The sequence below is a fragment of the Sphingobium sp. L-44 genome (assembly GCF_056859495.1).
Genome location: NZ_JBSXOQ010000062.1, coordinates 23,683 through 45,837, shown reverse-complemented (window position 1 = coordinate 45,837; position 22,155 = coordinate 23,683). Strand labels below are relative to the sequence as shown.

At 66.8% G+C, this 22,155-nt stretch carries 19 protein-coding genes; 9 read left to right on the top strand and 10 right to left on the bottom strand.

Annotation, left to right across the window (positions count from 1 at the left end; translation table 11 throughout):
* The first annotated feature begins 2 nt into the window (after positions 1-2).
* Both AC13EK_RS06610 and AC13EK_RS06605 read left to right on the top strand, forming a co-directional pair.
* Positions 3-644: a nuclear transport factor 2 family protein gene (locus AC13EK_RS06610; protein WP_069338650.1), complete on the top strand. Its 642-nt coding sequence runs from the start codon at positions 3-5 to the stop codon at positions 642-644.
* A 3-nt stretch (positions 645-647) separates the two neighbouring features.
* A complete protein-coding gene (locus AC13EK_RS06605) occupies positions 648-1,625 on the top strand; it encodes an NADPH:quinone oxidoreductase family protein (RefSeq protein WP_069338651.1) in 978 nt (325 codons plus the stop codon).
* Between the two features lie 255 nt (positions 1,626-1,880).
* On the opposite strand, the gene AC13EK_RS06600 is transcribed toward AC13EK_RS06605, so the two are convergent.
* Genes AC13EK_RS06600 through AC13EK_RS06555 form a run of 10 tightly spaced genes read right to left on the bottom strand, consistent with a single transcriptional unit; the run spans position 1,881 to position 14,631 of the window.
* Positions 1,881-2,921: an SMP-30/gluconolactonase/LRE family protein gene (locus tag AC13EK_RS06600; protein ID WP_419183526.1), complete on the bottom strand. Its 1,041-nt coding sequence runs from the start codon at positions 2,919-2,921 to the stop codon at positions 1,881-1,883.
* A 1-nt stretch (position 2,922) separates the two neighbouring features.
* Complete coding sequence (locus tag AC13EK_RS06595; RefSeq protein WP_069338652.1) at positions 2,923-3,339, bottom strand: Zn-ribbon domain-containing OB-fold protein; 417 nt, start codon at positions 3,337-3,339, stop codon at positions 2,923-2,925.
* Between the two features lie 2 nt (positions 3,340-3,341).
* Entirely contained in the window at positions 3,342-4,493 is a 1,152-nt protein-coding gene (locus AC13EK_RS06590) for a thiolase family protein (RefSeq protein ID WP_277788245.1), read from the bottom strand.
* Entirely contained in the window at positions 4,490-6,565 is a 2,076-nt protein-coding gene (locus AC13EK_RS06585; protein WP_069338658.1) for a 3-hydroxyacyl-CoA dehydrogenase NAD-binding domain-containing protein, read from the bottom strand. Before AC13EK_RS06585 ends, AC13EK_RS06590 begins: the two co-directional genes overlap by 4 nt.
* The gene (locus AC13EK_RS06580) at positions 6,552-8,639 is read right to left on the bottom strand and encodes a PQQ-dependent dehydrogenase, methanol/ethanol family (protein WP_069338659.1); all 2,088 of its coding nucleotides are present in this window, start codon (positions 8,637-8,639) and stop codon (positions 6,552-6,554) included. The genes AC13EK_RS06585 and AC13EK_RS06580 overlap by 14 nt, the downstream gene beginning before the upstream one ends.
* Before the next feature lie 5 nt (positions 8,640-8,644).
* Positions 8,645-10,180 carry an AMP-binding protein gene (locus AC13EK_RS06575; protein ID WP_069338660.1) on the bottom strand — a complete coding sequence of 512 codons (1,536 nt, stop codon included), beginning with the start codon at positions 10,178-10,180 and terminating at the stop codon, positions 8,645-8,647.
* Positions 10,181-10,191: 11 nt separating this feature from the next.
* Positions 10,192-11,538, bottom strand: a complete 1,347-nt coding sequence (locus AC13EK_RS06570; protein WP_069338671.1) for an MFS transporter — start codon at positions 11,536-11,538, stop codon at positions 10,192-10,194.
* Between the two features lie 34 nt (positions 11,539-11,572).
* Positions 11,573-12,802, bottom strand: a complete 1,230-nt coding sequence (locus tag AC13EK_RS06565) for an acyl-CoA dehydrogenase family protein (protein ID WP_069338661.1) — start codon at positions 12,800-12,802, stop codon at positions 11,573-11,575.
* A 43-nt stretch (positions 12,803-12,845) separates the two neighbouring features.
* The gene (locus AC13EK_RS06560; protein WP_069338662.1) at positions 12,846-13,586 is read right to left on the bottom strand and encodes an SDR family NAD(P)-dependent oxidoreductase; all 741 of its coding nucleotides are present in this window, start codon (positions 13,584-13,586) and stop codon (positions 12,846-12,848) included.
* 22 nt (positions 13,587-13,608) lie between these two features.
* Positions 13,609-14,631: a phosphotransferase family protein gene (locus AC13EK_RS06555; RefSeq protein ID WP_069338663.1), complete on the bottom strand. Its 1,023-nt coding sequence runs from the start codon at positions 14,629-14,631 to the stop codon at positions 13,609-13,611.
* Positions 14,632-14,726: 95 nt separating this feature from the next.
* Here AC13EK_RS06555 and AC13EK_RS06550 point away from each other — a divergent pair, with 95 nt between their 5' ends.
* The 7 genes from AC13EK_RS06550 to AC13EK_RS06520 all read left to right on the top strand — a co-directional run bounded on the left by AC13EK_RS06550 (position 14,727) and on the right by AC13EK_RS06520 (position 22,114).
* On the top strand, positions 14,727-15,446 hold the full coding sequence (locus tag AC13EK_RS06550) for a TetR/AcrR family transcriptional regulator (RefSeq protein ID WP_069338664.1): 720 nt from the start codon (positions 14,727-14,729) through the stop codon (positions 15,444-15,446).
* Between the two features lie 51 nt (positions 15,447-15,497).
* Positions 15,498-17,918, top strand: coding sequence for a 5-amino-6-(D-ribitylamino)uracil--L-tyrosine 4-hydroxyphenyl transferase CofH (cofH, locus tag AC13EK_RS06545; protein ID WP_069338665.1), 2,421 nt, complete (start codon positions 15,498-15,500; stop codon positions 17,916-17,918).
* Complete coding sequence (gene npdG / locus AC13EK_RS06540; protein WP_069338666.1) at positions 17,908-18,573, top strand: NADPH-dependent F420 reductase; 666 nt, start codon at positions 17,908-17,910, stop codon at positions 18,571-18,573. Before cofH ends, npdG begins: the two co-directional genes overlap by 11 nt.
* 9 nt (positions 18,574-18,582) lie before the next feature.
* Positions 18,583-19,356 carry a coenzyme F420-0:L-glutamate ligase gene (gene cofE, locus AC13EK_RS06535; RefSeq protein WP_069338667.1) on the top strand — a complete coding sequence of 258 codons (774 nt, stop codon included), beginning with the start codon at positions 18,583-18,585 and terminating at the stop codon, positions 19,354-19,356.
* Positions 19,353-20,294 (top strand): 2-phospho-L-lactate transferase, encoded by a 942-nt coding sequence (gene cofD / locus AC13EK_RS06530; RefSeq protein ID WP_069338668.1) that lies wholly within the window; start codon positions 19,353-19,355, stop codon positions 20,292-20,294. The genes cofE and cofD overlap by 4 nt, the downstream gene beginning before the upstream one ends.
* Positions 20,291-20,869 (top strand): 2-phospho-L-lactate guanylyltransferase, encoded by a 579-nt coding sequence (gene cofC, locus AC13EK_RS06525; RefSeq protein ID WP_069338669.1) that lies wholly within the window; start codon positions 20,291-20,293, stop codon positions 20,867-20,869. The genes cofD and cofC overlap by 4 nt, the downstream gene beginning before the upstream one ends.
* A gap of 72 nt (positions 20,870-20,941) precedes the next feature.
* Positions 20,942-22,114, top strand: a complete 1,173-nt coding sequence (locus AC13EK_RS06520; protein ID WP_069338670.1) for an acetyl-CoA C-acetyltransferase — start codon at positions 20,942-20,944, stop codon at positions 22,112-22,114.
* The last annotated feature ends 41 nt before the right edge of the window (positions 22,115-22,155 follow it).

The window sequence follows — 22,155 nt, the reverse complement described above, 5'->3', positions numbered from 1 at the left end:
GCATGGAAGAACGCAATCGTCGCGGCACGCTGGCCGCCATGCTGGCGCTGCCGATCGGCATGGCCGCCGCCGCCGAGGCATCGGCCGCCGCGCCAAAGGGAAAGGCGAGCGGCATGGACATGGCCCAGCGGCTGGAAATCATCGAGTCCAAGCAGGCGATCACCGAACTCCTCTATGCCTATGCGCGGGCCAATGACCGGGCGGATGAGGCGCTGCTGCGATCGCTCTTCTGGCCGGAATCGACGCACAAACATGGCAAGTTCGAAGGCAAGTCGTCCGATTTCGTCGGCTTCGCCTTCAAGATCGTGTCGACGCTGAAATATGCCTGCCACCACATCACCAATGTCTCGGTCGAGGTGAAGGGGGACAAGGCCTTTTCCGAATGCTATTATTTCGCGCAGCATCGGCGCGACCGCAAGGAAGGCGGGGGCGAGGAGGATGTCTTCTTCCAGGGCCGCTATCTCGACGATCTGGAACGGCGAAACGGGGTGTGGAAGATCATCCGTCGCCGGGGCCTGTCCGACTATACGTCGCCGCCCGAACCGGCGCAGACGCCCTATGCCGACTGGCCGGCGGGACAGCATAGCGAGAAATATCCGAGCGACGATTATTACAAGATGCGCCAGCAGTTTCTGGGTAGCTGATCCGTGCGGGCGCTGATGTGCGAGGCGCATGGCGCGCCCGAGCAACTGGCGTTTCGTGACGTGCCCGTGCCCCAGCCGGGGCCGGGCGAGATCAGGCTGGCGGTGCGGGCGGCGAGCGTCAATTTCCCCGACGCGCTGATGATCCAGAATCTCTACCAGACCAAGCCGCCCTTGCCCTTCATCCCCGGCGGCGAAGCGGCTGGGGTGGTGGAAGCGATCGGCGAGGGCGTCAGCGGTTTTCGGGTCGGCGACCGGGTGGCGGCGATCCCGTTCCAGGGCGCCTTTGCCGAGCAGGCGGTGGCGCCGGCTTTCCGCACCAGCATCATTCCCGATGCGATGGGCTTCGACGTCGCGGCCGGTTTCACCATGGTCTATGCGACGGCGCTGCACGGGCTGCGCCAACGCGGGCGGTTGCAGGCCGGCGAGACGCTGCTGGTGCTGGGCGCCGCGGGCGGCGTCGGGCTGGCGGCGGTGGAGATCGGCATGCGCATGGGTGCGCGGGTGATCGCGGCGGCGTCCAGCGCGGAAAAGCTGGAACTGGCGCGGGCGCACGGTGCGGACGAGACGGTGAATTATGCTGAGGTCGACATCAAGCAGGCGGTGAAGGCGCTGGCTGGAGAGCGCGGCGTCGATGTGATCTTCGATCCGGTCGGTGGCGATCTGGCCGAGCCGGCCTTCCGCACCATGGGCTGGGACGGGCGCTATCTGGTGGTCGGCTTTGCCGCCGGGACCATACCGGCGATCCCGTTGAACCTGCCACTGGTGAAGACGGCGTCGATCGTCGGCGTGACATGGGGGATGCACAGCCGGCGCGAGCCGGACATCCATGCGGCCAATATGGCGCAGCTTTATGACTGGTACGAACAGGGCGGGCTGCGGCCGGCGATCGGCGCGCGCTTCGGCTTTGACGAGAGCCGGGCGGCGATCCGCTGGATCATGGATCGCAAGGCGCAGGGCAAGGTGGTGATCGAGATGGCCTGATCGGGTCATTACAGGGTCATGCTCAGGTCATTGCCGCGAAGTTCACACCGTTGATCATCGAAAATATGGGCGGTTTGACGCGCAAACGCGCTGCCAAAGTCACGCCTATGCGACAGCCACGCGACATTGGGGGCACGCCCGCGCGTCTGTGACGCGACACGAACGCGCCCCTTGGGTCACGCCTGGCATTGAAGCAGATCGGCAATTCCATCGCGGAGTATGGAGCAGAAAAGCGCCATGTAGGAAAGTGGTGCGTCAGCCGGCTGGCCAGTTGGCGAGTGGGGCGCCGGCGATGGCGGTGCGGGCCTGGACGATCATGCCCTTGCCGCGCGAGACGACATAGAGGGTGCGGCGGTCCGGCCCGCCCCAGCAGAGATTGGTCGGCATCGCGATCTTTTCGCCGGCGGGATCGTGGAGAATGTCGACTTTGCGGCCCTGCGGCGTCAGCGCGACCAGCCGGTTGGAAAAGGGCAGGGTGATCCAGAGATTGTCGGCCATGTCGAAGGCGATGCCGTCGCAATAGCCCAGCGCCGCTTTTTCCTGCGGCGGCAGCGCCAGGATAGCCTTGACCGTCTGGTCGGGGACGACGGTGCCGAGTTGCGGGCCGAAATCCTGCGGGTCGGCAAGGGTGCCGTCGGCGTTGCGGCGCCAGCGGCGGATGCGCCCTTCGGCGGTCAGCGAGGCATAGAGATGGCGCTCATCGCGGTCGAGGCAGAGGCCGTTGACCCCGCGCAGGTCGCGCGCGACGATCGCGGCGCTGCCGTCCGGCCGGACCATGTAGATGAAGCCGGCCGGCGTGGTGGTTCCGATATTGGCGACCGGTCCCCAACTGCTGTGGGTGCAATAGATGCTGCCATCACGCGCGGTGGCGGGACCGTTAGAGGCGACAAGTTGGCGTCCCTCCAGTTCCGAGACGAGCGTTTCGACCGCGCCGGTTTCGAGGCTGATGCGCTGGAGCGGGCCGGGCTGCTGCTTGAGCAGGCCCATATTCGCGACGATCACGCGGCCCTGCGCATCGACGGCGACGCCATTGGCGGCGAGCGGGGCGCCGACCTGCCGCAGCGACTGGCCGGGCGTCAGGACACCGATTGCGCCGCCGCTGTTGGACAGGAACAGGCGGCCGTCGGGGGCGCTGGCGACACCCTCGGCATGGTCGAGGCCGTCGATGACCAGGCTGAAATCGGCCGGGGTCAGGGGCGCCGGGGCCGTAGATGCGCGCGGCGTGCCGGCGCGGGTGCAGCCGGCGAGCGCGAGCGCCGCGCCGCCAAGCATGGCCGTGCGCCGGTCCACCCGCATGTCAGCGAACCGGCGCAAAGCCGGCGACGCGATGATCGCCCGCCTCGACCGGGCGGAAGCGCAGGCGCATGTCGCAGGCCGGATCGACGCCGTCGTCATCGACCAATATGCCCGCGATCCGCACGCCCGGCGCATCGTCGGGTTCGAACAGGATGACGGTGTAGGGGACTTCGGCCTTGTGGTCGCCGGGCAGCAGGCTGCGGATCACGGTGGTGAAGCTATAGGCCTTGCCCTCCGGCGAGACCGGGCGCCATTCCAGCACGGCATCGGGCTTTCCGGGGACGACCTCGGGCGGATACCAGACCCATTCGCCGGTTTCGGCGTCGGCGGTGATGCGCAGTTCGCCGGCGTCGAGGCCGTCGTAGAAGCCCTGGAACAGCGGGTCTTCCAGATGGACGGGATAGATGGGAATACCCATGGTCAGTCCCTCGCAAGGATGGTGGTGGAATGATTATTGCCGCCCAGGCCCGCGACCGCGCAGAGGCGGGCGTCGGGCACCTGGCGATCGCCTTCCTGCCCGCGCAGCTGGCGCACCGCCTCGATCAGCAGGTTGATGCCGGGGACATAGCCGCCCGACATATGGCCGCCGCTGGTGTTGACCGGCATCCGGCCGCCCGGTTTTGCATGGCCGGCGGCGTAGAAGCGCGCGCCTTCGCCGCGATCGCACAGGCCCAGCATCTCGGTCTGGACGATCGCCGAAATGGAGAAGCCGTCATAGACCTGAGCCAGGTTCAGATCCTTGGGATCGACGCCGGCCATGGCATAGGCCTGCGTCGCCGAGTCCCAGCCGGGATAGTCGAAGGTGCAGGGTTTCTGGGTGAACAGCACGCCATGGGGATAGTTGTTGTAGCCGATGCCGACGCCCTGCACCGATATGACCGGATGGGGCAGGTCGCGGGCGGCCTCCACCGCGCTCACCACATAGGCGCCGCCGCCATCGGTGGTGAGGCAGCAGTCGGCGACCCGCAGCGGGGTCGAGATCATCGGCGTCTGGCGATAGGCGTCGAGGTCCATCGGATCGCGCTTCTGCGCGCTCGGCGTCAGCGCCGCCCAGGCACGGTAGGTCATCGAGACGGAGGCCAGTTCCGCCTCGCTCATGCCGAATTCATGGGCGTAGCGATTGGCCATGGTGGCGAAATAGGTGGGCTGGCCGAAGAAGCCGGCGGGCATTTCCAGCCCGGCCTTCTGCGGCTCGCGCGCGTGGAAGCCGTAGACGCCGCCCGGCTTGGTCGAGCGGATTGCATAGGGGACGAGGACATGGCGGGCGAGCCCGGCCTCGATCGCCAGTTGCGCCAGCCGCAGCGCGTCACCGGTGGTGGCGGTGCCGCCCGCCGTGTCGGCAACGGCAGTGAAGCGCCGGGTGGCGGCGCCGATCGCATGGGCGACCTCCTCCGAGGGGTGGCCGACATATTTGTTGCTGACATGGCCGTCGATATCGGCGGGGGTAAGGCTCGCATCGGCGATCGCGGCCAGGCTGGCGCGGGTCATCATCTGCATCACCGTTTCCTCGCCCTTGCGCAGGAACGCGGTTTCGCCAATGCCGGTGATGGCGATTTTATTGCCCTTCATCATGCGTCCTTGAACCCCTTGCCCTGTGCCACAAGTCGCTCGATCAGCGGCGACGGGGTGAAGGCGGCGCCATGCGCGGCCTCCAGTGCCCGGAGTCGGTCGAGGACGGTGGGAAGCCCCTGGAGATCGGCCCAGAACATCGGGCCGCCGCGATATTTCGGCCAGCCATAGCCGGTGATCCAGACGATATCGATGTCGGACGCGCGCGAGGCGATGCCTTCGTCGAGGATGCGGGCGCCTTCATTCACCATGGCGAAGAGGATGCGGTCCTGGATTTCCGCGTCGCTGACATCGCGGCGGACGATGCCCTGCTTCGCGGCGAAATCCTCGATCACCTGCATCGCGACCGGCGAGGGGGTCTGTTTGCGGTTCTCGTCATAATCGTAGAAGCCGCCCTTCGTCTTTTGCCCATGGCGGCCCATTTCGTTGAGGATTTCGCGGACATTGGCGGAGCTGGTCGTCTTGGGATTCCAGCCGACATCGAGCCCGACCAGGTCGCGCATCTGGAAATGGCCCATGGCAAAGCCGAAGTCATAGAGCACCTTGTCGACCGCCCAGGGCGTGGCCCCTTCAAGGATAAGCTGGTCCGCTTGTATATTGCGGGCGGCGAGGATGCGGTTGCCGACGAAACCATAGCCATTGCCGACCAGCACGCCGATCTTGCCGATCGTCTTGGCGAGCTTCATGGCGGTGGCGATGATTTCCGGCTTCGTGTCTTTGGTGCGGACCACCTCCAGCAGCTTCATGACATTGGCGGGCGAGAAGAAATGGAGGCCGACGACGCTGTCGGGCCGGCTGGTGGCGGCGGCGATATCGTCAATGTCGAGATAGGAGGTGTTGGTGGCGAGGATGGCGCCCGGCTTGGCGATCCGGTCGAGCTTGCCGAACACCTCGCGCTTGACGTCGATCTGCTCGAACACCGCTTCGATGATCAGGTCGCAATCGGCCAGATCCTCCATCGCGATCGACCCGGTGAGCAGGCCCATGCGCGTGTCGACATCCTCGGGCTTCATCTTGCCCTTCTTGGCGGTCGTCTCATAATTGCCGCGGATGATGCGCAGGCCGCGGAACAGCGCATCCTCGTTGGTTTCGACCAGGGTGACGGGGATGCCGGCATTGGCGAAGTTCATCGCGATGCCGCCGCCCATGGTGCCGGCGCCGATGACGCCAACCTTGGCGATCGGCAGGATGGCGGTGTCAGCGGGCAGGCTGTCGACCTTGGCGGCCTGGCGCTCGGCGAAGAAGACGTGGCGCTGGGCGGCGGACTGGCTGTCGGCCTGAAGCTCGTTGAACAATTGGCGCTCGAAGGTCATGCCCTCGTCAAAGGGCAGTTCGAGGGACGCTTCGACGCAGCGGATGATCGCTTCGGGGGCGTTGAAACCACGGAATTTGCGGGCATTGGCCTTGCGGAAATCGGCGAAGATTTCGGGCTTGCCGCGCGCCTCGTCCAGTTTCTCGGTGCGGTCGCGGACCTTGAGCAGCGGGCGGCCTTCGTCGAGCACGCGCTGGGCAAGGGCGATGGCGTCGGCGCACAACTGGCCTTCGGTGGCGAGTTCGTCGATCAGGCCCATTTCCTTCGCGGCCTTGGCCGAGACCGGGCTGCCGGCGGTCATGAGGTCGAGCGCCTTTGCGACGCCGACGATGCGGGGCAGGCGCTGGGTGCCGCCGGCACCGGGCAGCAGGCCCAGATTGACTTCGGGCAGGCCGCATTTGGCCGAGGGGACGGCGATGCGATAATGAGCGACGAGCGCGAGTTCCAGGCCCCCGCCCAGCGCCGTGCCATGGATGGCGGCGATCACCGGCTTGGTGGCATTCTCCACCACCAGTTGCAGGTTGCGCAGCGTGGGTTCGACCGGCGGCTTGCCGAATTCGGTGATGTCCGCGCCGGCGAAGAAGGTGCGGCCTTCGCAGATCAGCACCATCGCGCCGACGGCGGAATCGCCGATGGCGGTCTCGACCGCGCTGGCGACGCCCTGGCGCACGGCGTTGGAGAGGGCGTTCACCGGCGGCGAGTTGACCGTGATGACCGCGATGGACCCTTCCACCGCATAGGTGACGACGTCATTGACCTTCATTCAAGCCTCTGTGCGTTTGGGCGCCCGGCTGGCCGGCGGATTGCGCGGCCAGCACCTGACGGGCGCGTTGGCGGAAATAATGCTGGAGCCCGACGATCTCTTCGTCGGTCAGTTCCTGGAAGCGCGGCATGCCCCGTTCGCGCAATATGCCGTTGTGCAGCACATCCTTCATGCTGGCGGTGTCGAGCGGGACGCCCGACTGGAGCAGGTCCGGCGCGGCGCCGCCCGACACGGCATTGGCGCCATGGCAAATGGAGCAGCGCTGGCCAAAGACGGTGGCGCCGATGGCAGCCTTCGCCGGATCGACGGCGAAGGCGGGATCGTCGATCACCGGCATGTCGACGGGATCGACTTTCGGCAGCGCGGCCTTGCCATCGAGGGCGAAGGTCAGGACGCGCCATTGCTGGGTGCGGTAATTCCATTCGCGCGGCAGGCCGATGGCGGTTGGGAAGCGGGAGCCGGCGATCACCGTCACATATTGTTTGCCGCGGGCGCGATAGCTGATCGGCTGGGCCATCACCGCGGTCTGGGCATCGAACGACCAGAGCGGCTTGCCGCTGGTGGCGGCATAGGCGACGAACTTGCCGCCGGCATTGCCCTGGAACAGCAGGTTGCCGGCCGTGGTCGCGGTGCCGCCGCCGCCGCGCAGGCCGGGCATGGGAATGCGCCAGGCCTCGCTCTGCGTCACCGGGTTCCAGGCGAGCAGGAAGCTGGTGGCGGGGCGATCGGGCGTGACGCCGGGCGGCGGCGCGCCGGTGCCGACGCTGATGCGCTGGCCATCGAGATGCTTCCAGCCCGCGAGCGGCTCGGCCGGGTCGATATAGACCCGGCCCTGATCCATCGTCGGGATATAGACGAGGCCGCTGCCCGGATTGAAGGACATCGCCTCGATATTATGGGCGCCGAAGGGCGAGGGGTAGACGATCGCCGCCTTGCCGCCGGGATAGCGGGCGGCGGGGTTTTCGATCGGCCGGCCGCTCTTCACGTCGATGCCGCTGGCCCAGTTGACCGGCACGATGTTGCGGGCGGAGATCAGTTTCCCGGTGGCGCGGTCGATGACGTAGAAGAAGCCATTCTTGGGCGCGTGCATCAGCACGTCGCGCTCCTGCCCGTCGATCTTCAGCCGGGCGAGTTCCATGTCCATCGCCGAGTTGAAGTCCCAGGTCTCGCCCGGATTGGTCTGATAGTGCCAGACATATTCGCCGGTGTCGGCGTCGAGCGCGACGATCGAGCAGAGGAAGAGATTGTCGCCGCCGCCCGGACTGCGGATCTTCTGGTTCCAGGGCGAGCCATTGCCGACGCCGATATAGATGCGGTTATATTTGGGGTCATAGGCCATGGCGTTCCAGGCGGTGCCGCCGCCGCCATATTTCCACCACTCGCCGGTCCAGGTCTTGGCGGCCATCGCCATCGCCTTGTTCTCGAAGCCGAGCTTCGGGTCGCCGGGCACGGTGTAGAAGCGCCAGAGCTGCTTGCCGGTCTTCTGGTCATAGGCGGTGACATAGCCGCGGATCGGCGCAAAATCGGCGCCGCCATGGCCGATCAGCACCTTGCCGTTGAACACCCAGGGCGCGCCGCTGATATAGCGTTCGTCATCCTGGCCGATGGTCTGGGTCGACCAGAGCCTGTGCCCGGTGCGGGCATTGATGGCGATCAGCCGGCCGTCGATCGTGCCGACATAGACGGCGCCATTATCATAGGCGATGCCGCGACTGCCCCAGGCGCCGCGCATCTTCTGGTCGGCGACCTTCCAGCTTTGCGGGTCATAGGTCCAGAGTTCATGGCCGGTGGCGGCGTCGACCGCGTGGACGACGCTGTAGCCCGAGGCATAATAGAGGATGCCGTCGACCGCGATCGGTGCGGTCAGGCTGGAGCCGCCGCCGTCGATATCCTGATACCAGGCGAGGCCGAGCCGGCCGACATTATGGTCGTTAATGTCCTTCAGCGGGCTGTAATGATTTTCATCGATGCCGCCATAGCCGGGCCAGTCGGTGCCATCGCGCCGGGCCTGACCAGAGGGCGCACAGGCGGCGAGCAGGGCCAGAAGCGGCAGAGTGAGGGACGCAAGCCGCATGAAGATCAGCCCCCGATCGTCCGGTCGGACGGCCAGAAGCGCTGGCGCAGCGCCTTCTTGTTGACCTTGCCCATGATGGTGCGGCCGATATCGTCCACCATCTCGTAGCCGCGCGGGCATTTATAGCCGGCAAGGCTGGCGCGGCAGAAGGCGTTGAGTTCGTCGGCGCTCGGCGGATCGGCTGGATCGCGCGGGATCACCAGCGCGCGGGCTTCCTCGCCCATTTCCGCATTGGGGGCGGCGACCACGGCGATGTCGGCCACCTTGGGATGGCGCAGCAGCACATGTTCGGATTCCGCCGGATAGATATTGACGCCGCCCGACACGATCATGTCCGACACGCGATCGGTGATGAAGAGATAGCCCGCATCATCGACATAGCCCATTTCGCCCAGGGTGAAGATGCCGGGCGCGATATGGGCGGCGGCGGTCTTTTCCGGGTCGCCGCGATAGACGATGCCATGGCCGCTGGTGTCGCGGAAATAGACCTGGCCGACCTCGTTGGCGCCCAGCACCGCGCCATCATCGCCATAGATGACGGTTTCGAACGGGGCCAAGGCGCGGCCGACCGAACCGGGGCGTTCGAGCCATTCGGGCGAAGTGATGAAGGTGGTCGAGCCGGCTTCGGTGCCGCCATAGGCCTCCACCAGCACCGGGCCGAACCAGTCGATCATCGCCTGCTTGACGGCGCGCGGGCAGGCGGCACCGGTATGGGCGAGGCGCTGGATGCTGGAGACGTCATATTTCGCGCGCACTTCTTCCGGCAAGGCGAGCATGCGCTGGAAATGGGTGGGGACCATGACCGATCCGGCGACGCGATATTTCTCGATCAGCGCCAGCGCCCTTTCCGCGTCAAAATGCTCGACCGTGATGAGGCTCATGCCGCCGAAGACGTTGCGCGCCATGCCGAGCGGGCCAGTATGGTAGAGCGGGCCGACGGCGATGCCGGGCGATGGGGTGATGCGGGCGCGCACGGTTTCCGCCAGCGCCTGCACCGTGGCGACGCGCGGGAAATATTGCGGCGGGGTCTCGGTCGCCTTGGGCCGGCCGGTGGTGCCGGACGTGTAATGGAGATGAGGCAGCGGTGGCACGCTGGGGTCAGGCTCGGCGGTCGAGGCGGCGGCGAGCCACGCTTCCCAATGGATCAGGCCTTCGCGATCGGGGCAGCGCCAGCCGATGACGGTGGCGAGGCCGGCCTCGGCCGCGGCGGCGAGGCCCGCCTCCATCGTTTCCGGGCCGACCAGCAGCGCGACGGCGCCGCTGTCCTTGAGGATATAGGCGGCCTCCGACGGGGTGAGGTGGAAGCTGACCGGGACGCTGGAAATGCCGGCCTCCAGACAGGCGACATAGGCGATCACGGTTTCGGCGCTGTTGGGCGCGAAGACGGCCACCCGGCGTTCGCGCAGGTCAAGGCTGTTCAAGGCATTGGCAGCGCGGTTGAGCAGGTCATCCAGTTGCAGCCAGTCGAGCGAGACGCGCTCGTCGGTCAGCGCCATGTCGGTGCGACGGTCGGGCGCGACAGCCTGGAGGGTGAGTGACATCAGGCGTCCTTTCAGGCAGCCGGCGCGTGGACGGTACGCGCGGCGATGGTGGGGGCGAGATAGCGCAGGGCCATGCGGAAGGAGAGGAGGGCGACCACCGAGCAGACGGTGACGACCACCGCCAGCGACTGGCCCAGCGCGGCTTCCGACCGGAAGACATATTGGGTGAGCGCGGCGACGATCGCCGGGCCGGCGCCCAGGCCCAATATGGTGAAGACGAACAGGAAGAAGGCCAGCATCCGCGCGCGGATCGTCGCCGGCGCGATCAGCCCCATGATCGAGGAGACATAGACCATGAAGGGCACGGTGATGAACTGCGCCACGCAGTAGCAGACCAGGAAGACATAGACGTTGGTGGCGAAGAACATATAGGCGATCACCGGCAGGAAGCCGAGGATCAGCCAGCTGTAGAAGCGCAGATGGGCGTCCGTCATGCCGCGCGTGAACAGGCGGTCGACGATCCAGCCGTTGATCACCAGCGACACGGCCGAAACGATGTTCATCAGGCTCAACGCCACGCCATATTGCACCGGCTTCCAGCCGAAATGCCGTTCGATATAGGCGGGCACCCAGTTGGTCATCGAATAGCCGCACATGGCAAGGCAGGAGGTGCCGACCAGCATGAGCGCCAGCAGCCGCCAGTTCTGGCGCACGAAGGCGGCGATCGCGCCCTTTTCCGCGACCGGGCGTGCGGCCCTGGTCGCGCCGCGGCGGCCGGGTTCGGGGAAGGTGAAGACCAGCAGGGCGATGAGCAGGCCGGGCACGCCGACCATCATCATCACCAGCTGCCAGGGCTGGGCCGGGCCGTGGAAGGGGATATGGATGCCGCTATGCGCGGCGGCGAAGGCGATCGCGACGCCGCCCAGGGCAAATGCTGTCGCTGAGCCGACCTTGCCCGCCATCTGGAAGGTGGAGGTGGCGCGGGTCAGCAGGCGCGGCGGGAAGGCGTCGGCGATCAGCGAATAGGCGGCGGGCAGCAGCGCCGCTTCCCCCACGCCGACGAAGATGCGGCCGACCAGCAGCGCCTCATAGCTTTGCGCGAAGCCGCAGGCCGTGGTGGCGACGGCCCAGAGCGCGACCCCGCCGAATATGATCCAGCGGCGCGAATAACGGTCCGCCGCCCAGCCGAGCGGAAGGCCGAAAATGGCATAGAAGATGGCGAAGGAGGTCGAGGTGATCATGCTGACCTGGACATCGCTGAGCAGCAGATGCGCCTTGATCGGCGTGACCAGCATCGACACGATCAGCCGGTCGACCCAGGACAGGACATAGAGGCCGAACAGCACGGCCACCATCCACCAGGCGGTGCCCAGTTGCTGGGTATCGCGGCCGTCCGGGGCTGTTTCCTGGCTGGTCATCAGCATGATCCTTCCCTTCGCCCTCTTGCGTCTCTCAGCGTTGCGGCAGTGCGTTGAGTTCGGCGATCTTGAGCTTGCCGAGCTGGGCCATGTGGACTTCGTCCGGCCCGTCGGCGAGGCGCAGGTAGCGCGCATTCATGAAGGCGGCGGCAGGCGGGAAGTCGCTGGCCATGCCGATGCCGCCGAACACCTGCATCGCCCGGTCGGCGACCGTCTGGGTCATGCGCGGGGCGACGATCTTGATCGCGGCGATCAGATCCTTGGCGACCTTGTTGCCGTGGCGGTCCATCGCGTCGGCGGCCTTGAGCGTCAGCAGACGGGCCTGCTCGATCTCGCAGAAGGACAAGGCGATATCCTGGCGGATGCTGCCCTGATCGGCGAGCTTGCGGCCGAAGGCGACGCGGCTGTCGACGCGGCGGGCCATATATTCGAGCGCGCGCTGGGCCTGGCCGATGAGGCGCATGCAATGGTGGATGCGGCCCGGCCCCAGGCGGCCCTGGGCGATCTCGAACCCGCGTCCTTCGCCCAGGATCAGATTTTCCCTGGGCACGCGCACATCCTTGAAGACCATTTCGGCATGGCCGCCTGGCGAATGGACGGCGTTCATCACGTCGAGCGGGCGGACGATCTCTATCCCCGGCGTGTCGGCCGGGATCAGGATCTGCGAATGCTGCTGGTGGCGCGGCCGGTCCGCATTGGGGCTGCGGCCGAGCAGGATATAGACTTTGGTCAGCGGGTCGAGCGCGCCCGAAATCCACCATTTGCGGCCATTGATGACATAGTCGTCGCCATCGGCAACGATCGTCGTTTCGACATTGGTGGCGTCGGACGAGGCAACGCCGGGCTCGGTCATGACATAGCAGGAGCGGATATCGCCGGCGAGCAGGGGCCTCAGCCACTTCTCCTGCTGCTCGGGCGTGCCGTAGCGGGCGAGTACTTCCATATTGCCGGTATCGGGGGCGGAGCAGTTATAATATTCCGACGATCCGATCACCCGGCCCATCAGTTCGGCCAGCGGCGCATATTCGAGGTTGGTGAGGCCGGGGCTCCATGCCCCATATTCATGCGGCAGGAACAGGTTCCACAGGCCCGCTTCCTTTGCCTTCGCCTTGATCGCCTCGGTGCCCGGCCAGCGCTGCCACAGATGGGCGGGATCGTGGTGGAAATGATCCCGTTCCTTCTCGATCGGATAGACATGGGCGTCCATGAAATCGGTGAGTTGCGCCCGTAGCGCCTGCACCTTGTCGGAATATTCGAAATCCATGCGATCGGTCCTTTTGGGAAATGGGGCGAAGGCGGGCAGGGGATCAGGTCAGCGTGAGGCCGCCGTCCACGATCAGCGTCTGCCCGCAAATGTAGGTGGAGAGGGGGGAAGCGAGGAACAGGGCGACGCCGGCCATCTCGTCCACCGAGCCGAAGCGGCCGAGCGGGATGCGCGACAGGGCGCGGTCGCGCCGCTCGTCATTGTCCATCGTCACCTTGGTCATCTTGGTATCGACCAGGCTGGGGGCGATGCCGTTGACGCGGATGCCCTCGCCCGCCCAGGCGATGGCGAGTGCGCGGACCAGATTGACGGCGCCGGCCTTCGATGCGGCATAGGCAGGATTGCCGAAGGTCGCCTTGAACCCGCCGATCGAGCTGACGACGATGACGGCGCCTTTCGTGGCGGCCAGCGCATCCTTGAAGCGGTTGGAGATGTGGAGGATGGAGTCGAGATTGACCGCCATCACCTTGTTCCAGCCGTCGACCTCGAACTCCTGGCGGCGATAGAGGACGGCGCCCTGCGAATGGATGAGGATATCGAGCGCATCGAAAGGGGCGGGTGCGGCGGCGATCGCGGCGGGATCGCTGACATCGACCTGGGTATAGCCGATGCCGTCGAGGTCCGACCCTTCCTCGCCGGCATAGTCGGCGGCGCTGGCGCGTGTGCCCCAGACATGGACGTGGGCGCCGCGCTTCAGAAAGGCCTGGGCCATGCCATTGCCGATGCCGCTCGATCCGCCGACCACCAGCACCGTCTTTCCGGTGAAGTCCAGTTCATTGCCCAAGGGGGAACATCCTTCCTGCATGTCAGCGGATCAGCGCCTGGGCGCGGTCGAAAAGGTGGATGGCGCGGCTGTGCAGCCGATCGCCGGTGTCGCGTGGGGCCTTGCCGGCGCAGGCGCGGGCATGGGTGCCTTCGAGCAGAATGCCGAGCTTGTAGCAGGCGAGGACATGATACCAGTCGACCGCGGACAGGTCGCGCGCGGAGCCGGCGCCATAGCGGGCGACCAGCTCGGCGGGCGTCGGGAACCCCTCCCACGGCGTGACCGACACGGTGCTGGCGCCGCTGCCGTCGGGCCAGGTGGCGAGCACCCAGCCCAGGTCGAGCAGTGGATCGCCGATCGTCGCCAGTTCCCAGTCGATGATCGCGGCAAGATCGCCGCTGTCGGGGCGGTACATGACATTGGCGAGATGATAGTCGCCATGCATGATGCCGGGCGTGAAATCGGCCGGGCGGTGCCGTTCCAGCCAGGCGGCGATGGCGTCGACGCTGGGCAGCGCCTGCGGCCCGGTCCAGTCGGCAAATTCGCCATAGCCGGCAAGCTGACTGCGCCAGCGATCGACCTGGCGGCCGAGGAAATTGTCGGGCCGGCCGAAATCGGCGAGGCCCAGCGCCTGATGATCGAGCGCGCCCAATGCGGCGATGCCGTCGACCAGGGCCAGGCCCATGGCGTGGCGCATCGTGGGCGAACCGGCATGGGGCATGGGCAGCTTGCCGACCGGATTGAAGCCGTCGACCGGCTCCATCAGGTAGAAGGCGACGCCCAGCACGCTTTCGTCGCCGCAATCGGCGATCAGCGCGGGATGGGGGACATTGGTGTCGGCGATGGCGCGCAGCAGCCGCGCCTCACGCCGCATGGTTTCATTGCTGTTGGGGCGGGGGTGTGCCGGCGGGCGACGGAAGATATAGTCGCGGCCGTCGCGGGTCAGGCGCAGCAGGATATTCTGCGTCCCCCCGGCAAGCGGCGTCACGTTGTCGATCGGACCGGCGCCAAGCCCCTGATCCGTCATCCACGCCGCCAGCGACTCGATGTCGACCGCTGATTCCACTTAGGCATCCCTCGCTTTTTTCGACTGTTAGCCGTCGATTAGGTCAATTGGATAATGCACTTGACGAACCATCATTGCAATGAGAAATTGCACTCATGGTCAGACTTCAACTCGCCAAGGCCGAAGATGCCAACCGCGGATCCGCTGCCGAGCAGATCAAGCAGGTGGCGTTGCGCCTGTTCGCCGAAAAGGGCGTGGATGGCGTGACCGTGCGCGAGATTGCGGCGGCGGCGGGGCAGAAGAATCACGGTGCCGTCAGCTATTATTTCGGGTCGAAGGAGGCGCTGGTCCGGGCGCTGGTGATGGACGGGGCGATGGCGCTGGAGCGGGAGCGCAATGCGGCGCTCGACGGGCTGGAGGCGCAGGGCGGGCCGCGCTCGATCCGCGAAGTGGTGGAGATATTGGTGCGGCCGGTGCTGGCGCTGCCCGACAGCCATTATGTCCAGTTCATCGTCATCTTTGCCATGACCCATCGCGACATGATGCTGGATGCGATCGATCCGGCCTGGAACAGCGCCTATGGTCGGTGCCTCGATCATCTGCGGGGCATGATGGCGGATCTGCCGGTAGCGCTGCAGAACCAGCGCTTCGTGTTCATGGGCGCTTACCTCAGCGCCGTGCTGTCGGCACGGCAGCGCGCGCTGGCGGACGAAAGCCGGGCGCATCCGATGTGGGGCAGCGAGGCGAGCGTCGAGCATTTCCTGCAGACGCTGGTGGCGTTGCTGGAAGCGCCGGCGGACCTGCCGGCGGCGATGCTCAGGCAATTGGGACAACGCGGCGGCGCTATTGCGGATCGACCCGGCCCTGTCGGTTGAACCGGGGCGCAATCACAATCAGAACATAGAAGACGAAACAAGCGGAGCGGGATGATGGCAGTTACGGAAAGGATCGGCGAAGCGGAGCACGCGCGCACGGCAGAGCTGCTGGCGATGCCGCTGGCCGATCTGATGGCGCAGGCGGCGGCGCTGCGCGACGAAGGCCATGGCCGGGTGCAGAGCTGGTCGCGCAAGATCTTCATCCCGCTGACCCAGCTATGCCGCAATCTCTGTCATTATTGCACCTTCTCGCAGCCGCCACGGCCGGGCGAGAACGCCTATATGACGCGCGAGGAAGTGCTGGCGGTGGCACGCGCCGGCAAGGCGGCGGGCTGTACCGAAGCGCTGTTCACGCTGGGCGACAAGCCGGAATTGCGCTTCGTCGCCGTGCGCGAGGAACTGGCGCGCCTCGGCCATGACAGCACCTTGTCCTATCTGGCGGACATGGCGGCGCTGGTGCGCGACGAGACCGGACTGCTGCCGCACATCAATGCCGGGGTCATGACCCGCGAGGAAATGGCCGGTCTGCGCCGGGTGTCGGTGTCGCAGGGGCTGATGCTGGAGTCGGTGTCCGACCGGCTGTGCCGCAAGGGCGGCGCCCATTATCGATCGCCCGACAAGGAACCGGCGGCGCGGCTGGAGACGATCCGGCTGGCAGGCGAACTGGCCATTCCCTTCACCACCGGCATCCTGATCGGCATCGGCGAGACGCGCGAGGAACGGATCGAGGCGCTGGAGGCGATCCGCGACCTGCAGGATGGCTATGGCCATATCCAGGAAGTGATCGTCCAGAATTTCCGGGCCAAGGAACGGACGGTGATGGCCGATGCGCCCGAGCCGGACATGGACGACCTGCTGTGGACGATCGCGGTGGCGCGGCTGATCCTGGGGCCGGAGATGAATATCCAGGCGCCGCCCAACCTGTCGGCGGCGGACTTCCCCCGGCTGATGGCGGCGGGGATCAATGATTGGGGCGGGGTGTCGCCGGTGACGCCCGACCATGTGAACCCGGAAGCGCCCTGGCCGGCGGTCGAGCGGCTGCGCGCCGCGACCGAGGGCGAAGGGCGGATGCTGGTCGCCCGGCTGCCGGTCTATCCCGCCTATGCGCAGGATAATGACCGCTGGCAGGACCAGGCGATGGTCCGCCATGTGCGGGCCCATGCCGATGCGATGGGCTTTGCGCGCGAGGATGACTGGTCGCCGGGCATCGCGCTGGAGCCGCGCATCACGCGCCCGTCGGCGCTGCCGGTCGATCCCGCGATCGCGGCGATCGTCGAGCGGGCGATGGCCGGGGCGCTGCTGGAAGAAGCCGAGATCGAGACGCTGTTCACCGCGCGCGAAACCGATCTGGAACATGTCTGCGCCAGCGCGGACGCGCTGCGGATGCAGGAGATGGGCGACACGATCAGCTATGTCGTCAACCGCAACATCAACTACACCAATATCTGCGCCTATAAATGCAGCTTCTGCGCCTTTTCCAAGGGCGACAAGGCGGAGGCGCTGCGCGGCAAGCCCTATGACCTGGACCTGGAAGAGGTCGTCCGCCGCACCCGTGAGGCGTGGGAACGGGGCGGCACCGAAGTCTGCCTGCAGGGTGGCATCCACCCCCATTATACCGGCGACACCTATCTGAACCTGGCCCGCGCGGTGAAGGCGGCGGTGCCCGAAATGCACATCCACGCCTTTTCCCCGCTGGAAGTGTGGCAGGGGGCGGCGACGCTGGGCCTGCCGGTCGAGGACTTCCTGCGCCGGCTGAAGGCGGTGGGCCTCGACACGCTACCCGGCACGGCGGCCGAGATACTGGATGACGAGGTGCGGGCGATCATCTGCCCGGACAAGCTGGACACGGCGCAATGGCTGGAGGTGATCGAGACCGCGCATCGCGTCGGCTTCACCACCACCGCGACGATCATGTTCGGCCATGTCGACACGCCGCGCCACTGGGCAAGGCACCTGATCCGCATCCGCGACCTGCAGCGGCGGACCGGTGGCTTCACCGAATTCGTGCCCTTGCCCTTCGTCCATATGGAGGCGCCGATGGGCGTGCGCGGTCAGTCGCGCCATGGCCCGACCTTCCGCGAGGTGCGGCTGATGCATGCGGTCGCGCGGCTGGCGCTGCACCCGCATATCCGGTCGATTCAGACCAGTTGGGTCAAGCTGGGGCCGGAAGGGGTGAAGGCCTGCCTGGAGGGCGGCGCCAATGACCTGGGCGGCACGCTGATGAACGAGAGCATCTCGCGTGCGGCGGGCACCCAGCACGGCCAGGAAATGCCGCCCGCGGCGATGGAGGCGCTGATCCGGTCGATCGACCGCACGCCCCGGCAGCGCAGCACCGCCTATGGCGGCGTGAGCGAAGACATACATGCACGCGGAATGACCGCGGCGGAACTGACACCCATGGTCCTGACGCCCCCGCGCAAGCGGCGGCGCGAGGCCGATACGAACCAGGAGAGGTTTGAATATGCAGAATGAGGCTTTGGCGACGATCGCCGTGCTTGGCGGGACCGGCAAGGAAGGTGGCGGCCTGGCGCTGCGCTGGGCGCACAAGGGACACAAGGTCATCATCGGCAGCCGCACCGCCGAGCGGGCGCAGGAAGCGGCCGATGCGATGAACGCGACGCTGGGCGGCAGTTCGGTCGTCGGCGCCGCCAATCCCGACGCGGCGGCACAGGCGGACATCATCGTGTTGGCCGTGCCCTATGCTGCGCAGCAATCGACGGTGAAGGATGTCGCCGACGCGCTGGCGGGCAAGATCTTGATCGACGTCACCGTGCCGCTGGTGCCGCCGAAGGTCAGCCGGGTGCAGTTGCCCGACGGCGGATCGGCAGTCGAGGCAGTGCAGAAGATGCTGGGTGAGGGCGTCCGCGTCGTCTCCGCCTTCCAGAATATCAGCGCGCATCATTTGACCAAGCTGGACGAGGAGATCGAGTGCGACGTGCTGGTCTGTGCCGACGACAGCGAGGCGGCGGACCAGGTGGTCGCACTGGCGCAGGAAATCGGCCTGCGCGCCTGGAATGCCGGGCCCTTGTGCAATTCGGTTGTTGCAGAAGGACTTACGTCGGTCTTGATTGCGCTCAATCGGCGGTACAAGGTGCCCGGATCGGGTATTCGCATCACCGGAGTGTAAGCTGCATCCATGATAGTCGCACCGGCCGCCGTCACATTATCGGCCCTGAACGGGGTTCCCATGGTTGCGCCGGGCGACGATCTGTCGGCCATGCTGTTGTCGGCCTGCCATGCCAATGGTCTGTCGCTGCAGGATGGCGACATCGTCGTGCTGGCGCAGAAGATCATATCCAAGGCAGAGGGACGCGCCGTGCCGCTGGCCAGCGTGTCGCCCTCGGCCGAGGCGATCGATCTGGCAGCGCAATGCCACAAGGATCCCCGGCTGGTCGAACTGATCCTGTCGGAGAGCGAGAAGTTGATGCGCGTCCGGCCGGGCGTGCTGATCGTGCGCCATCGGCTGGGTCTGGTGCTGGCCAATGCCGGGATCGACCAGTCCAATATCGCGCAGGATGGGGATGGCGTCGCGCTGCTGCTGCCGCTCGATCCCGATGGCAGCGCTGCGGCGCTGCGGCGGGCGGTGCGTGAGGCGCTGGGCGTCGACATCGCGGTGGTCATCATCGACAGCTTGGGCCGGGCCTGGCGCAAGGGCACCTGTGGCGTGGCGATCGGCGTGGCTGGCATGAGCGGTTTGCTCGACCTGCGCGGTGAGCCGGACCTGCATGGCCGGCCGTTGCAGACCAGCGAACTGGGCCTGGCCGACGAGGTGGCGGCTGCCGCCTCGCTGATCATGGGACAGGCCGGCGAAGGCCGGCCGATCGTCGTGGCGCGCGGCATTGCGCGGGGCCGCAATGAGGGCAGCGCGGCCGAACTGATCCGCGAACCGGCGATGGATCTGTTCCCATGAGCGTGCTGGCCCTGGCCGGGGGCGTCGGCGGCGCCAAGCTTGCCAATGGCCTGGCCGGCGTCGTGCCGCCGGACGCATTGACCATTGCCGTCAACACCGGCGACGATTTCGTCCATATGGGGCTGCATATCTCGCCCGATATCGACAGCGTCACCTATGCGCTCGCCGGCATGAACGATAGCGTGCGGGGCTGGGGCGTGGCCGATGAAAGCTGGGCCTTCATGGACGCGACACGGCGGCTGGGCGGCGAAAGCTGGTTCAACCTGGGCGATCGCGACCTGGCGACCCATGTGCTGCGCACCGCCTTGCTGCGCGAGGGCACGTTGTCTTCGGTCACGGCCGACATCGCCGCGCGGCTGGGCATCGGGCCGGTGATCGTGCCGATGAGCGACGATCCGGTCAGGTCGATGATCGACACCGACCAGGGCGAAATGGCGTTCCAGGATTATTTCGTGCGCCATCAATGCGGGCCGCGCTTCCGGTCGATCCGGTTCGACGGGGCCGCAGCGGCGCGGCCGAGCGCCGGGCTGCTGGCGGCGCTGGATGATCCCGCGCTGGAGGCGATCATCCTCTGCCCGTCCAACCCCATCCTGTCGATCGACCCGATCCTGGCGGTGCCAGGGGTGCGCGACAGGCTGGCGGCGCGGCGCGTGCCGTGCGTGGCGCTGTCGCCCTTCATCGCCGGGCAGGCGGTCAAGGGGCCGGCGGCCAAGATCATGACCGAACTGGGCCTGCCGACGACGCCGGCGACGATCGCCCGCCATTATGACGGGCTGATCGACGGGCTGATGGTGGACGGTGCCGATGCGCAGGGCTGGGCCGACGATGGTCTGGCGGTGCGCAGTGCCGACATATTGATGCGCAATGTCGATCAGCAGCGGGCATTGGCCGCTCAGATGATCGATTTTGCGGCAGCCTTGCGGCGCCCGGCGCCATGACCCTGTCCATCCTGATCCCGGCCAAGAGCTTCGCGCAGGGCAAGAGCCGGCTGGCGGAGGTTCTGGGGCCACGGGATCGGGCGGCGCTGTGCCGGCAATTATTGAGGCATGTGCTGGCGGTTGCACACGATGCGATCCCGGATGCGGCCGTACATGTCGTCAGCGCCTGCCCGGAGGTGCGCGGTTTCGCCACCGAGCGGGGCGCGAGGGTTCTGGCTGAGCGGGAGCCGGGGCATGTGCCGGCGCTGATGGCGGCGATGCAGGCGTTGCCGGCCGATCAGCCGGTGCTGATCCTGAGCGCGGACCTGCCGATGCTCGCGGCTGCGGACCTGCGCGCGATGGTGCAGGAATCCGCCGATGTGGTGATCGCCACCGACCGAGAGGGGGAGGGAACCAACGCGCTGCTGCTGAAGCGGCCCGGCCTGATCCCGCTGCGTTTCGGGCCGGGCAGCCGTGCCGCCCATGTCGGGGAAGCGGAACGAGCCGGACATCGCGTATCGGTCATCCGGCGACCCGGTCTCGCCGACGATGTCGATCTGCCCGAGCATCTCCAAATATTTTCCGTTGGTGCATAATTGCCTTGGCTCTGCCGAACGGGCGGGGTAAGGCGATAAAATTGCATCTAGGTATATAATTGGAGGAGTCGGATGGCGGAGGCATATATTGCGGCCGTGGCGCGCAGCGCCGGTGGCAAGCGCGGCGGCAGGCTGGCGGGGGTGCATCCCGCGGATCTGGCCGGGCGCGTGCTGGCCGGGCTGGTGGGCCGCAGCGGGATCGATCCGGCCGCGATCGAGGATGTCATCATGGGCTGTGCCTGTCCCGGCGGCGAGCAGGGCGCGAACATTGCCCGCAACGCCGTGCTGGCGAGCGGCCTGCCCGAATCCGTGCCCGGCACCCATGTCGACCGCCAGTGCGGATCGTCGCAGCAGGCGCTGCATTTCGCCGCCGCGACGGTGATGGCGGGCGTGCAGGACGTGGTGATCGCCGCCGGTGTCGAGAGCATGACCCGCGTGCCGATGGGCCTGCCCTGGACGCTGGCGGCCAAACATGGGTTCGGTACCTATCGCAGTCCGGGGATCGAGGCGCGCTATCCCGACACGCCGTTCAGCCAGTTTGGCGGGGCCGAGATGATGGCCCGCAAATATGGATTCGACCGTGCGGCGCTCGATGCCTATGCGCTGGAGAGCCATCATCGCGCGGCGGCGGCGACGCAGGCCGGCAAGTTCGATGCGGAGATCGTGCCGCTGGAGGTCGAGACCGCCGAGGGCGAAACGCTGGTCCACAAGGTGGATGAGGGCATCCGCTTCGACGCCAGCCTGGAGAAGATTGCCAGCGTCAAGCTGTTGCAGGAGGGCGGGGTGATTTCCGCAGCCAATGCCAGCCAGATCTGCGATGGGGCTGCGGCGCTGCTGATCGTCAATGAGCGGGGCCTCAAGACCCATGGCCTGACGCCGCTGGCGCGGGTGCATGAAATGACCGTGCTGGGGCATGATCCGGTCATCATGCTGGAGGCGCCGATCCCGGCGACCGAGCGCGCACTGGCGCGAGCAGGCATGACGCTGGGCGATATCGATCTCTATGAAGTGAATGAGGCGTTCGCGCCGGTGCCGCTGGCCTGGGCCAAGGCGCTGGGCGCCGATCCGGCGCGGCTCAATGTGCATGGCGGGGCGATTTCGCTGGGCCATCCGCTGGGGGGATCGGGCGCCAAGCTGATGGCGACGCTGGTCAGTGCCCTCCACGATCGTGGCGCGCGCTATGGCCTCCAGACCATGTGCGAGGCCGGCGGCATGGCCAATGTGACGATCGTGGAACGGCTCTGAGAGGGAAAGGATCGGCCTTTCCCGGTGGCGGGGAAGGGCCG